The organism is Shewanella sp. Isolate11 (assembly GCF_022398315.1).
In the GTDB taxonomy this organism is placed as follows: domain Bacteria; phylum Pseudomonadota; class Gammaproteobacteria; order Enterobacterales; family Shewanellaceae; genus Shewanella.
Genome location: NZ_JAKEVF010000003.1, coordinates 256079 through 270207, shown reverse-complemented (window position 1 = coordinate 270207; position 14129 = coordinate 256079). Strand labels below are relative to the sequence as shown.

General features: G+C 43.1%; 11 protein-coding genes. 10 read left to right on the top strand and 1 reads right to left on the bottom strand.

The window, feature by feature from the left end:
• Window positions 1–2: 2 nt before the first annotated feature.
• The 3 genes from rbfA (at window position 3) to rpsO (ending at window position 1741) form a co-directional block, all read left to right on the top strand.
• A complete protein-coding gene (rbfA, locus tag L1D21_RS10295) occupies window positions 3–428 on the top strand; it encodes a 30S ribosome-binding factor RbfA (protein ID WP_239845160.1) in 426 nt (141 codons plus the stop codon).
• The gene (truB, locus tag L1D21_RS10290) at window positions 428–1375 is read left to right on the top strand and encodes a tRNA pseudouridine(55) synthase TruB (protein WP_239845159.1); all 948 of its coding nucleotides are present in this window, start codon (window positions 428–430) and stop codon (window positions 1373–1375) included. The genes rbfA and truB overlap by 1 nt, the downstream gene beginning before the upstream one ends.
• A 96-nt stretch (window positions 1376–1471) precedes the next feature.
• Complete coding sequence (gene rpsO / locus L1D21_RS10285) at window positions 1472–1741, top strand: 30S ribosomal protein S15 (RefSeq protein WP_239845158.1); 270 nt, start codon at window positions 1472–1474, stop codon at window positions 1739–1741.
• A 151-nt stretch (window positions 1742–1892) separates the two neighbouring features.
• Here the strand turns inward: rpsO and L1D21_RS10280 are convergent, their stop codons facing one another.
• A complete protein-coding gene (locus tag L1D21_RS10280) occupies window positions 1893–3926 on the bottom strand; it encodes an EAL domain-containing protein (RefSeq protein ID WP_239845157.1) in 2034 nt (677 codons plus the stop codon).
• A gap of 224 nt (window positions 3927–4150) precedes the next feature.
• Between L1D21_RS10280 and pnp the strand changes: the two genes are divergently transcribed.
• From pnp to deoC, 7 genes are all read left to right on the top strand, one after another.
• The gene (gene pnp / locus L1D21_RS10275; protein WP_239845156.1) at window positions 4151–6253 is read left to right on the top strand and encodes a polyribonucleotide nucleotidyltransferase; all 2103 of its coding nucleotides are present in this window, start codon (window positions 4151–4153) and stop codon (window positions 6251–6253) included.
• A 129-nt stretch (window positions 6254–6382) separates the two neighbouring features.
• A complete protein-coding gene (gene nlpI, locus L1D21_RS10270; protein ID WP_239845155.1) occupies window positions 6383–7285 on the top strand; it encodes a lipoprotein NlpI in 903 nt (300 codons plus the stop codon).
• Window positions 7286–7641: 356 nt separating this feature from the next.
• Window positions 7642–9222: a peptide chain release factor 3 gene (prfC, locus tag L1D21_RS10265; protein ID WP_239845154.1), complete on the top strand. Its 1581-nt coding sequence runs from the start codon at window positions 7642–7644 to the stop codon at window positions 9220–9222.
• A 165-nt stretch (window positions 9223–9387) separates the two neighbouring features.
• Window positions 9388–10218, top strand: a complete 831-nt coding sequence (locus L1D21_RS10260) for a TatD family hydrolase (RefSeq protein WP_239845153.1) — start codon at window positions 9388–9390, stop codon at window positions 10216–10218.
• Window positions 10219–10396: 178 nt separating this feature from the next.
• Window positions 10397–11656, top strand: a complete 1260-nt coding sequence (locus tag L1D21_RS10255) for a NupC/NupG family nucleoside CNT transporter (RefSeq protein WP_239845152.1) — start codon at window positions 10397–10399, stop codon at window positions 11654–11656.
• Window positions 11657–11982: 326 nt separating this feature from the next.
• On the top strand, window positions 11983–12825 hold the full coding sequence (locus L1D21_RS10250) for an outer membrane protein OmpK (RefSeq protein WP_239845151.1): 843 nt from the start codon (window positions 11983–11985) through the stop codon (window positions 12823–12825).
• 458 nt (window positions 12826–13283) lie between these two features.
• Entirely contained in the window at window positions 13284–14057 is a 774-nt protein-coding gene (gene deoC, locus L1D21_RS10245; RefSeq protein ID WP_239845150.1) for a deoxyribose-phosphate aldolase, read from the top strand.
• Window positions 14058–14129 lie beyond the last annotated feature (72 nt).

The window sequence follows — 14129 nt, the reverse complement described above, 5'->3', positions numbered from 1 at the left end:
TTATGGCAAAAGAATTTAGTCGTACTCGCCGTATTGCTCAGCAGCTTCAACAAGAGCTTGCACAAGTATTACAGCGCGATATAAAAGATCCGCGTATCGGTATGGTGACTGTGAATGACGTTGATGTGTCACGCGATCTGAGCTATGCCAAAGTTTACGTCACCTTTTTCGAAGAAGATAAAGAAGTCGTTGAACAGAAGTTAGCCGCGCTGGAAACCGCATCGGGTTATGTGCGCTCGCTAGTTGCAGGCCGTATGAAGTTACGGGTTATGCCTGAAATCCGCTTTATCTACGATGCTTCATTAGTCGAAGGTATGCGTATGTCTAACTTGGTGTCGCAAGTGATCAGCTCTGATCAGAAAAAAGCGCAGCAACACGGCAGTGAAGATGCCGATGACGCACAAGATTTAGATCAAGGTGATAAATAATGGCGCGTAAACCCAGAGGCCGCTTAGTCGACGGTATTGTACTGCTCGACAAAGACACTGGAATGAGTTCTAACTTTGCTTTGCAACGGGTTAAGCGTATTTATAATGCCGCTAAGGCGGGGCATACCGGTGCTTTAGATCCTTTAGCAACCGGGATGCTGCCAGTCTGTTTGGGTGAGGCAACTAAATTTTCGCAGCATCTGCTTGACGCCGATAAGCGCTATTTAGTTACCGCTAAGCTTGGCGTTCGTACCGATACCAGCGATTCCGATGGTGAAGCGGTACAGACTCGTGAAGTTAATTTTACCCAGCAAGAACTCGACAACGCATTAGCGCATTTTCGTGGTGATACCATGCAGGTGCCTTCAATGTATTCGGCGCTTAAGTATCAAGGTCAGCCACTGTATAAGTACGCTCGTGAAGGGATTGAAGTCCCGCGCGAAGCACGCCCAATTACCGTGTTTGAATTGAACTTTATTAAGCTTGAAGGCGATGAATTAACTTTAGATATTCATTGTTCTAAAGGGACCTATATTCGCACCATTATTGATGATTTGGGTGAGATGTTAGGTTGCGGTGCTCATGTGATCATGCTGCGCCGAACAGCTGTTGCAGGCTACCCTTATGAAAAGATGGTGACCCTTGAGCAACTAGAGGCCCTACTTGCACAAGCGCAAGAACAGGAATGCCCACCAAAAGAGTTGCTCGATCCCTTGTTATTACCCATGGATACAGCTGTTGCAGGTTTTAAAGAGATCAACGTCTCTGATGAATTGGCTCATTATTTGATGAATGGTAATCCTGTTCAGGTCTCTAATTTACCCGTCGATGAATTGGTGCGTATTACCTTAGGTGAGCAGCGAACGTTTGTAGGTATTGGTGTGATGAATGATGATGGCTTACTGGCGCCTAAACGGTTAGTTGTCTTGCATGACGAGTCTAACTAATACTTGCAAGCTAAGGGTAAAATAGGTACTATACCGCGCTCTCTTCGGCTGAGTTAGTGATCGGCTGAAGCATTTATATTATTTTTGGAGAAAAAAATGTCACTAAGTACAGAAGTAAAAGCACAAATCTTGGCTGATTTCGGTCGTGGTTCAAATGACACTGGTTCAACAGAAGTTCAAGTCGCTCTTTTAACTGCACAGATTAACCATCTGCAAGATCACTTTAAAGAGCACATCCATGATCATCACTCACGTCGTGGTTTGCTTCGTATGGTAAGTTCTCGTCGTAAGCTTCTTGCTTACCTAAAGCGTACTGAAAACGCTCGTTACCTTGAGCTCATCCAAAAGCTAGGTCTACGTCGCTAATATTGCATTAGTGAAGTAGTAAAAAAAGGAGGCTGAGCCTCCTTTTTTTATGCCTGTTTCATGCTATTTTGTACTCAAGCCTTTATAAATAAACTCAGCTTACTGTCCCAGTAGTTTTGTTACTGGAAGTTGCTTACTCTTTTATCGGTCATTAAATATGGCTAATGCTGGCCGTTACAGATTTAATATAACGCTGCTCAAAATCATCTAAAGCCAGTGGTTGGCTGTAATAGAAGCCTTGTCCTATTTGGCATTTCATTTTTTTTAGCCAATCAAGTTGCTGCTCATTCTCGATCCCTTCGGCGACAATATTTAGATCCAGTTGTTTACCTAATAATAAAATGGTGGATGCAATGGCACTGTCATGAGGCAAGTCTGCAACAAAACCACGGTCAATTTTCAGGGTGGTGATAGGTAGATGTCTTAAGTAGGAGAGAGATGAATAACCTGTACCAAAGTCATCAACTGCGATACCAAAGCCTGCTGACTTTAATTGCTCTAGTTTGCTGATGGCTAATTCTATATCATTCATTAGCGATGTTTCGGTGATCTCAATTTCCAGCAGGCTGGGCTCAATTTGATAGCGTAATGATAGTTGCTTAATATCGGGAACCAGACTGGGATCGACAAATTGTTGTGATGCCACATTAACTGCAATGGGTAAGGTAAAGTTATAGTCTTTTTGCCATTTTTTTAGTGTTTTACAAGCCTCTTCGATAACCCAGCGTCCTAATGGGATGATGATACCGGTTTCTTCTGCCACAGGAATAAATGACATAGGGCTAATCAGACGCCCCTCTTTTTGCCAGCGAATGAGGGCTTCACAAGAGACTATCTCGCCGGTTTCAATATCAAATTTAGGTTGGAAATGAAGTACGAATTCGTTGTTTTTCAGCGCATCGTATAACGAGGCTTCGGTGCGTAATCGAACCGCAGCACGCTCGGTCATCTGTTGTTTAAAGAAAGCCCATTGGTTCGAGCCTTCAGCTTTGGCGCTATACATAGCGATGTCGGCATGACGGATGAGATCTTCTGCGGTAATACCATCATCAGGATAAATTGAGATACCGATTGAGGCCGAAGGATGGATTGTGTGCTCGTTGAGCTGTAATGGCACATTGAGCTGAATTAATATCTTATCAACGAAATTAGCGGCCTGATCTGGGGTTTGAATTTCATCGGCTAAAATCACAAATTCATCACCGCCGAGCCTGGCTACTGTACCTTTATCGCCGACGACGCGCTCTAAAATCCGCGCTACTCGGGCAAGGAATTGATCACCGACTGCATGGCCTAGTGAATCGTTAACATTTTTAAAGCGATCTAAGTCTATAAATAGTAGGGTAAATTGCCTTTTATGGACTCGTGCCCGTTGGATAGTCACCGCTATAGTTTCGAGCAATAAGGTGCGATTAGGCAAGCTGGTGAGTGGATCGCGGGTTGCCATGCGGCGTAACTTGTTTTGAGTTTGGCCAAATTGGCTCAGTATCTGATTAAACTTACTGGTCACTAATCCCAGTTCATCATCTTGGTGTGCTGCTGATGTAGGCAGTAAATTTTCATCGGGACATTCAGGATCGATCTTATCGATGGCCTCACTTATCTCGGCAATAGGCTTAGTTAAGAAGCGATGGAACAAGATAGATAACACTAAGGTGATTAATAAAGCGCGAGCTAAGGTGGCAAGGAAGCTAAACCTTAACTGAGTGAAAAGTGTATGGGTTAATTCTTGAGTGTTATAGCTGACAATAATTTGCCCAATAATTTGCTGCCGATTTTCACCGTTAAAGAAAGAGGGTCGATAAAGCGTACGAGACATCTGTTTTAAATCGCCGAATAGCTTCTCACTTAATCTTTGCACTAAGACATTGCGGTTGCTCGGATGACTCATGGAGACAAAGATACTGCCATCGTCGAGTTTGATAATTGCCGAACCAACATGATCGACTTTGAGTACGCCTTCAAGGGTTTGGCTTGCTAAGTTATCATCAAGAGCCCAAACGGCGTTGGCGGCGGGATGCTCAATAGAGTCGAGCAGCTCGTTTTGTGAGGCCGTCAGTTGTTGGCGAGCTGAAAAACAAACAAGGGCGACTTCGACGAGAAAAATAGCGATGGCAAAAAATAGCGCAGAAAAGACAACTAAAGTTGATTGTTTCCATGTTAACGATTTAAATCTGGCGCTCATTTGCCACTCCCGTGAACAGTGACCTTCAACTATAACTCGCTAACCTCCAGCAATAGACTAGAGTAAAACTAGAAAAAATAGCGGTAGATGATATAAAACAACCCTAATTATCACTTTAAATTAAAGATTAACCTTTGTCATCAATATGCGCTCTTTATCTATTGATGGCACTTGCAGTATACTTAGGCGCGAAAATAAGGTTATTAAATTAAGGAATGGTTCACGTGAATCCAATCGTAAAAAGTTTTGAATATGGTCAGCATACAGTCACACTTGAGACTGGTGTTATTGCACGTCAAGCAGATGCAGCTGTTTTGGCTAGTATGGGTGATACAACAGTACTAGTCACTGTTGTGGGCAAGAAAGCTGAAGAGCCAGGTCGTGACTTTTTCCCATTAACCGTTAACTACCAAGAAAAGACATACGCTGCGGGTAAAATCCCTGGTGGGTTTTTCAAGCGTGAAGGTCGTCCATCAGAAGGTGAAACTCTTACTGCACGTCTGATTGACCGTCCAATCCGTCCATTATTCCCTAATGGCTTTAAGAACGAAGTTCAGGTCATCATTACTGTTGTTTCTATTGATCCTGAAATCAGCCCAGAAGTTATCTCTATGATTGGTACTTCGGCGGCTCTGTCTATTTCAGGTATTCCGTTTAATGGTCCACTCGGTTCTGCACGTGTGGGTTATGTTGATGGCGAATACATCTTAAACCCAACTGTATCTCAACTTGCTGATAGCCAATTAGAGTTATCTGTTGCTGGTACTGAAAACGCAGTACTTATGGTTGAGTCAGAAGCTAATGCATTACCAGAAGAAGTGATGCTAGGTGCTGTTGTATATGGTCATGAGCAACAACAAGTTGTAATTAAGGCGATTAAAGAATTACAAGCCGAAGTTAACAAGCCTGTATGGGACTGGACTGCGCCAGTACAAGATGCAGAACTTGTTGCTAAGATCAAAGACTTGGCTGAAGCGGGTCTGACCGAAGCTTATCAAATTCAAGTTAAGCAAGATCGTTACGCTCAAGTTGGCGTAGTTAAAGCTGCGGCTAAAGAAGCATTATTGGCTGAAAATCCAGACGCTGATGCACGCGAAATTGATGGTCTACTTGGTAGCCTAGAGAAAAAAGTGGTTCGCAGTCGCATCATCGCCGGTAACCCACGTATCGATGGTCGTGAACCAGACATGATACGTGCGTTGAACGTAATGGCTGGTGTATTACCTCGTACTCACGGTAGTTCTCTGTTCACTCGTGGTGAAACTCAGGCGCTAGTGACTTGTACCTTAGGTACTGAACGTGATGCACAGAAGATTGATAGCATCATGGGCGAATACACAAATCGCTTTATGCTGCACTATAACTTCCCTCCATACTCAGTGGGCGAAACAGGTATGGTTGGTTCGCCAAAGCGTCGTGAAATTGGTCACGGTAAGCTAGCATGGCGTGGTATCAACGCAGTTATGCCTTCTGCAGAAGAGTTCCCATACAGCGTTCGTGTCGTATCTGAAATCACTGAATCTAACGGTTCAAGCTCTATGGCTTCTGTATGTGGTACTTCACTTGCACTTATGGATGCAGGTGTACCTATCAAGAGCTCAGTAGCTGGTATCGCTATGGGTCTGGTTAAAGAAGGCGACGACTTCGTTGTTCTTTCAGACATCCTTGGTGATGAAGATCACCTCGGTGACATGGACTTTAAAGTAGCCGGTACTCGCGATGGTATTACTGCATTGCAGATGGATATCAAAATCGAAGGTATCACTCAAGAGATCATGCAGATCGCTCTGCAACAAGCCTACGGCGCACGTGTTCACATTCTTAATGTGATGGACCAAGCGATTTCTGGTCACCGTGAAGATATCTCTGATCACGCTCCACGTATCACAACATTGAAGATCAACCCAGAGAAAATCCGTGATGTTATTGGTAAAGGTGGTGCGACAATTCGTGCGCTAACCGAAGAAACTGGCACCACTATCGAACTTGAAGATGACGGTACAGTTAAGATTGCTTCTGCAAACGGCGAAGCCACTAAAGAAGCTATCCGTCGTATCCAAGAGATCACTGCTGAAGTTGAAGTGGGCACGGTTTATAACGGTAAAGTGGTTCGTATCGTTGATTTCGGTGCTTTCGTTACTATTCTTCCTGGTAAAGATGGTCTGGTACACATTTCACAAATCGCTGAAGAGCGTGTCGCTAACGTGTCTGACTACTTAGAAGTTGGCCAAGAAGTGAAAGTGAAAGTGATGGAAGTTGATCGCCAAGGTCGTGTTCGTCTTTCTATGAAAGAAGCACAACCTAAAGAAGAAGCTGCTAGCGAGTAATCGTTTAAGCTTTTAACTAAAGGAGACCACAAGGTCTCCTTTTTTATTGGTTTTTTTTAAATGCAGATAGCCGTTAGGTGTCGGGATTGCTATGATTGACACTAGTGCGCAAGTAAGAAGGTTAAATGGATGACTTATAAATTACGCTCGGCCACTATCGCTGCAATAGCGAGTCTGAGTATGTTATTGACAGGATGTGTTTCAACTTCATCAAGTAATGATGCAGAACAGGGAAGGTTGGTTGTTGCCCCTGTTATGCCCGACTATAAATTAGAAATCACCCTCGCAAGACTCAATGATATTTTAGCTTCCGCTGAACTCTCGCCTGAGCAACGTGCTCGTTTTCATTATGATCGTGGGGTGATTTACGATAGCGTGGGCTTACGCATATTAAGCCGTATCGACTTTCATCAAGCGCTAAAAATTCAGCCCAATTTGGCTGATGCATACAATTTCATTGGTATTTATTATACCCAGGAAGGTGAGTTTGAAAGTGCCTATGAAGCCTTTGATGCCGTGCTTGAGCTCTCTCCTGACTATGATTATGCCTATTTAAATAGAGGCATTGCTCTCTATTACGGTGAGCGCAATGAACTTGCGGTTACTGATATGGAGCGTTTCTATCAAGGTGATGATACAGATGGTTACCGTGCGTTGTGGCTTTATATCACCGAGGCGAAAGTGGACATTGAGTCAGCTAAACAGCATTTAACCGAACATCGCAGTTTACTTGCCGATGACAATTGGGCGACCGTTATTGTCGATTTTTACCTAGGTAAAATTAACAAAGACGATGTATTCAATGCGGCTAAAGAGGGACTTCAGCATCAGAATGAATATGCTGAGCGTTTGTGTGAAGCCTATTTTTATTTAGCAAAAGTGGCACAGCGAAATGGCCAATTAAATGATGCCGCTAACTACTTTAAGTTGGCTTTAGCGACCAATATTTATGATTTTGTTGAACATCGATATGCTCGAGTCGAGTTGGCGCGTATGGCGACCCATGAAGAGCAAGAGAGCGAACAGAATTAAGCATTAAATTATCTTGTTAAAAGCCTCCAGTGATTGGGGGCTTTTTTGTTTTTAAATCTCAATTTGATGCTTATACCAATCAAAGTAAATTAGTGAGCAGCCCGTTTGTAACAGAAAAGGGCGCAGGAAAAATTGTCGAGAACAAGGCGTAAATTGCAGTAACTAGGTATTCTAATAACAAAATTTACAACACGTTTATCGGCGATTTTAATTAGCAAGAATGATCAGATAATTACTGCGATTGGTATTATCGTGGCTAAGTTTGGTGTCGGCTTCATAGGCCTAACATGCTAGCCATACAAGTAGCTAGCGGCTATAATTGTCGGCTTTTAACATCCCACTATTCGCAGGTAACCATGTCAGGCTACAAAGTTGAAGTCGACAAGCGTCGAACTTTTGCCATTATTTCGCACCCCGATGCGGGTAAAACCACCATTACTGAAAAAGTATTATTATTCGGTAATGCTTTGCAAAAGGCCGGTACCGTAAAAGGTAAGAAGTCGGGTCAACATGCCAAATCTGACTGGATGGAGATGGAAAAAGACCGTGGTATTTCTATTACCACTTCTGTGATGCAATTTCCTTATCATGATGCTTTGGTCAACCTGCTGGACACTCCTGGTCACGAAGACTTCTCTGAAGATACCTATCGTACTTTAACCGCGGTCGACTCCTGCTTGATGGTAATTGACTCGGCGAAAGGTGTTGAGCAACGTACCATTAAGTTGATGGAAGTGACACGTCTGCGTGATACGCCAATTGTCACCTTCATGAACAAGCTTGACCGCGATATTCGTGATCCTATCGAGCTGATGGATGAAGTTGAAGATATTCTTAATATCGCCTGCGCTCCAATTACCTGGCCAATCGGTGCTGGTAAAGAGTTCAAAGGCGTGTATCACCTACTGCGTGATGAAGTGATCCTTTATCAGAATGGTATGGGACACACGATTCAAGATTCTCGGGTGATCAAAGGCATAGATAACCCTGAATTAGATGAAGCCCTTGGTAGCTATGCGCAAGAGTTGCGTGATGAGATGGAGCTGGTTGTAGGCGCCTCGCACGAGTTTGATTTGGACGCTTTCTTAAAGGGTGAATTAACCCCAGTATTTTTCGGTACTGCTTTGGGCAACTTTGGTGTTGACCATATTCTCGATGGCATCGTTGAGTGGGCTCCGCGTCCGCAGCCCCGAGAGTCTGATTTAAGAGACGTACAGCCTGAAGAATCTAAGTTCAGTGGTTTTGTATTTAAGATCCAAGCGAATATGGATCCTAAGCATCGTGACCGCGTCGCCTTTATGCGTATCTGCTCTGGCCGATATGAACAAGGCATGAAGATGCATCATGTGCGTTTAGGTAAAGATGTTAACGTCAGTGACGCTTTGACCTTTATGGCGGGCGACCGTAACCGCGCCGAAGCGGCTTACCCTGGCGATATTATTGGCCTACATAATCACGGTACTATCCGTATTGGTGATACCTTTACCCAAGGCGAAAAGATGCGCTTTACCGGCATTCCAAACTTTGCGCCAGAGATGTTCCGCCGTATCCGTTTGAAAGATCCGCTGAAGCAAAAGCAATTATTAAAAGGCTTAGTTCAGTTGTCTGAAGAGGGCGCTGTACAGGTGTTTAGACCGCTCGATTCAAACGATCTGATTGTTGGTGCAGTCGGTGTGCTACAGTTTGAAGTAGTGGTACAGCGTCTCAAGAGTGAATATAAAGTTGAAGCGATTTACGAAGCCATCAGCGTGGCGACTGCACGCTGGGTTTATTGTAATGACCATAAGAAGCTCGAAGAGTTTAAGCGCAAGTGTAGTAATAACTTAGCACTTGATGGCGGTGACAACTTAACTTATGTAGCTCCTAGTATGGTGAACTTGAATTTGTCGATGGAACGTTATCCTGATATTGAGTTTGCTAAGACGCGTGAAAATTAACCTCGCCACTTAAGATTTACCTTCTATTTAAAAAAGCAGTTCAGGCTGCTTTTTTTATGCCTGAAATTTGTGCTAACTGTTAACATTAATGACGCATATGCTGGTTAACATGAGTTATTAGTCAGTGAGTTTCCCCCTGATTTTGTACGCAATAGCGAGGATCTTGTGTCTAGAGACGCTGAAAATAACAGTCAGCTTAGATTTATCGATAGCCATATTCATCTCGACTTCGACGAGTTTGACACTATTCGTCAGCCGTTAATGCAGTCATTGCAGCAAGCGGGACTAGTCCACAGCTTGATCCCCGGAGTCTCGAGTCATCGCTGGCAAAAGCAGTTACGTATTGCCAAGCAATATCAATCTAGCTACGCCTTAGGTATTCATCCTTGGTATTGCGATGAAGATTGGCGTAGCGAGATTGAAGAGCTCAGCTTGTTACTTGAGCAACATCAAAAAGATAAGCGTTTAGTCGCCGTTGGTGAATGTGGCTTAGATGGCTTAAATAGTAATAAGGGGCGAGATAATGGCACAGTTTGGCAGCGGCAACTCGGCTGTTTCGAGGCGCAAATTCAATTGGCGAAAACCCATCATCTACCCCTTATCATTCATAGTGTAAGAGCTCATCATGAGGTGCTCGGTTTACTTCGCCAATATTCACCCATTGGCGGGGTTATACATGGTTTTTATGGTAGCGTAGAGTTAGCTGAGCAATATTTAGCGTGTGGTTTTAAGTTAGGCATAGGCCATTTGCTACTCAATGAGCAGGCGAAAAAGCTAGATGAAGTCATCATCAAACTTCCTTTAACTGCTTTTGTGATCGAAACCGATATCGCCTTAGTCCAACAGCGAAAACAACTGCAAACTGTTAACAATACCGATGAATCTTGTTCGATTTTGCCTTTAGTTGTTGAAAAAATCGCCATATTGCAAAAAAAATCTAATGTTCTAATATCAGAACAAGTGTTTCAAAACACTGTGCAACTCTTTGAGCTTTAGCTTATTTTTCAAAAAACAGATGTAAATCGCATCGAGTTTTTTGGCTAAGGTATTGAAATAAAACTTTAAAAATATGATCAAAGCGACGATTTTAGACATTCTGTCGAGTATAATCTGGCAGGGAAAAAGGTTGGTTAACAGCAAAATTAAAAAATATTAACATATAGGGTGATGGTTAATGGATATTTTAATGAGTTTAGTAGGGGTGGTCGTCCTACTCGCAATTGCTTTTCTATTATCAACAGATAGAAAAGCTATTAATAAGCGTACCGTATTCGGCGCTCTTGCAATTCAGGCATTTTTTGCGGGTTTTGTATTGTGGACACCAATTGGTAAAGACATTCTACAAACCGTTTCAAACGGCGTATCGAGCGTTATTAGTTATGCTCAAGACGGTATCAACTTTTTATTTGGCGATTTAGCCCAATTTAAAGTCGGTTTCATTTTCGCGATTAACGTACTTCCCGTTATCGTATTCTTCTCTTCACTTATTGCTGTACTTTATTACTTAGGCATTATGCAGTGGATCATCCGTATTATCGGTGGTGGTCTTCAAAAAGCCCTTGGTACTAGCCGTACAGAATCTATGTCAGCAACCGCCAATATCTTCGTCGGTCAGACTGAAGCACCACTTGTGGTTCGTCCGTTTATTGCAACCATGACTCAATCAGAACTGTTCGCCATCATGGTGGGCGGTCTGGCTTCTATCGCTGGTTCAGTGCTTGCTGGTTATGCGCAGATGGGTGTACCAATTGAATACCTAGTGGCAGCATCGTTCATGGCGGCACCTGGTGGTCTATTAATGGCTAAGCTAATGCATCCAGAAACCGAAAAAACGGTTAATGAGATGGAAGAACTGCCAGAAGATCCTGATAAGCCAGCTAACGTATTAGACGCGGCAGCAGCAGGTGCTTCATCTGGTATGCATTTAGCGCTAAACGTGGGTGCAATGCTGATTGCATTCGTTGGTTTAATTGCCATGATTAATGGCATCATCGGCGGTGTAACGGGTCTTTTCGGCGCTGAAGGTATCACCTTAGAATTGATCTTAGGTTACATTTTCATGCCATTGGCATTCCTTATCGGTGTACCTTGGAATGAAGCTCTTGTTGCAGGTTCCTTCATTGGGCAGAAAATTGTGGTTAACGAGTTTGTTGCTTACCTCAATTTTGCGCCATACCTAAAAGATGTTGCTGATGGCGGTATTCTAGTTGAAGCAACCAATGCTGTGATGAGCGATAGAACTAAAGCGATTATCTCGTTTGCATTGTGTGGTTTCGCTAACTTATCTTCAATTGCGATTCTACTTGGCGGTCTAGGTGCAATGGCACCCACACGTCGCCACGATTTAGCGAGACTTGGCCTACGTGCCGTAATTGCTGGCTCATTAGCTAACTTAATGAGTGCAACCTTAGCTGGTTTGTTCTTAGCACTTTAAGTCTCAGGTAATACCATGGGGGGATCCCCTGAAACTGTGGCTCTGCTGCTGGGCAGAGCCAAAGTTAACCAAGCCATTTTTCAGTTAGTTACGTTAAATAGGTTATCTCTGCAGGGGTGGAGGTAACTGTCGCTAGCAAACTTAGACCGAATTGGGCATGAGACCTAAATAGTGTCAGAAATAATAAGTTTGTTTTGTTATGGAAATATTGTGTTCTAAATTTTACGCTAATCTTGTTGTTATCTAGATTAATTTGCGTAAAATGCGACGCAAAAAATAGAAAGACCTGCTCGATAAAGAGCGGTAAATACAAAATGGGGTTGATGATGAAAAACGTTAAAACTTTAGCTGTAGCAGCTACTGCTGTAGCAGCAATGTCAGGTAGCGCAGTAGCCGCAGACCGTTCAGATCTTCATGGTTCTGATTATAAGTGGATGCAGTTCAACGCAATGTATTCTGTAGGAGAGAAGCCAGATAACCCAGCAACGGGTGATCAGCACAACTACCTAGAGATGGAGTTTGGTGGTCGTTCAGGTATTTTTGACCTATACGGTTACGTTGATGTATTTAACCTAGCAAACCAAGAAACCAGCAATGGTGACAAGAATCCAGGTTCAGGTACCAGCAAAATTTTCATGAAGTTTGCTCCACGTGTTTCTATCGATGCACTAACGGGTAAAGATCTTTCTTTTGGTCCAGTTCAAGAAGTTTACTTCTCTACACTGTTTAACTGGGACGGACTAAACGGTGATGGCGTTAACGCTTCTTTCTGGGGTGTGGGTGCTGACGTAAATGTACCTTGGTTAGGCAAAACTGGCATGAACCTATACGCTCATTACGATCTAAACCGTAAGCAGTGGAACGGTTACCAGTTCTCGGCTAACTGGTTCAAGCCTTTCTACTTCTTCGATAATAAGAGCTTCCTGTCTTTCCAAGGTTATGTTGATTACCAGTTCGGTGGTGATGACGATCTAGGTAACCAATTTGTTCCTATGACATCAAGCGGTGGTGCTGCATTCTTCGGTCTTTACTGGCACACAGATCGTTACGCTTTGGGTTACGGTCTAAAAGGCTTTAAAGACGTTTACTTACTTGAAAACGAAGGCGGTTTAGTCGGTCTTGAGTCTACAGGTTGGTCTCACTACTTTACTGCGACTTACAAGTTCTAAGAAAAGAATTTATAAGTATTGGAGCCACTGCTTGAGTGGCTCCAAATTTCCATCAAATGTTCATCAAAATTTTATAAATTTAAGATTAATCTTTACCTAAGCATGATCTATATTTGTAGAGCTTATTTAGTTAAAAGTTAATTGTTTTACGCGCTAAAAGGGACTTTTCGCGGAAAGGCAGGAACAAGATTACTAACGCATTTTAATGCCGTTCCCCCTTCCGGTCTTCAAGGATTCAAGTCGTGACCCAGTGTCAGGATAGCCTCTGTGTAAGATGGGGCATTGAATACCTGAATATGTAAACTTAAGTTCAGTTGTTAATGCTAACTGATAAGATTTACGGCAACGCCGAAGACCAGGCCACAACTATAATCAAAACATGCCAATCCTTAGGTGCTGTCATTCGTTAATTTCGTTTTATTTTTTAAAATTAATAGATTACGTTTCGGAGAGCTATTATGAGCGATTTAAAAAAAGCAGCACAAAAAGCCATTGCATTGATGGATTTGACCACTTTGAACGATGACGATACCGATCAAAAAGTGATTGAGTTATGTCATAAGGCTCAAACCCCGGCAGGTAACACCGCGGCTATCTGTATCTATCCTCGCTTTATTCCTATTGCACGTAAGACCCTAAATGAAATGGGTTGTGAAGAGATTAAAATCGCCACAGTGACTAACTTTCCACACGGTAATGACGATATTGCTATTGCAGTATTAGAAACCCGTGCCGCAGTCGCCTATGGTGCCGATGAGGTCGACGTTGTATTCCCATATCGCGCCTTGATGGAAGGTAACGAAACTCTTGGTTTTGAGTTGGTTAAAGCCTGTAAAGAAGAGTGTGGTGATGATGTGTTACTCAAAGTAATCATCGAGTCTGGTGTATTGCAAGATCCGGCACTTATTCGTAAAGCATCGGAATTATCAATCGATGCCGGTGCTGATTTTATTAAGACCTCAACCGGTAAGGTTGCTGTGAATGCCACTATCGAAGCTGCTGAAATTATGATGACAGTGATCAGCGAAAAGAATCCTAAAGTGGGCTTCAAACCAGCCGGTGGTGTGCGCGATGCTGCAGCAGCTGACGAATTTCTCTCTTTAGCTGCCCGTATATTAGGCGATGATTGGGCGACACCTAACACCTTCCGTTTCGGTGCTTCTAGTTTATTGGTTAATCTGCTACACACTTTAGAAATGGGTGATGCGCCTAAAGGGCCTCAAGGTTACTAATATTGGCTCCGTTTGACAGTTTAAGTGAGTTAATCCATTTGTAGAAGCTAGCAGCGAAGACAGTTTATTGAG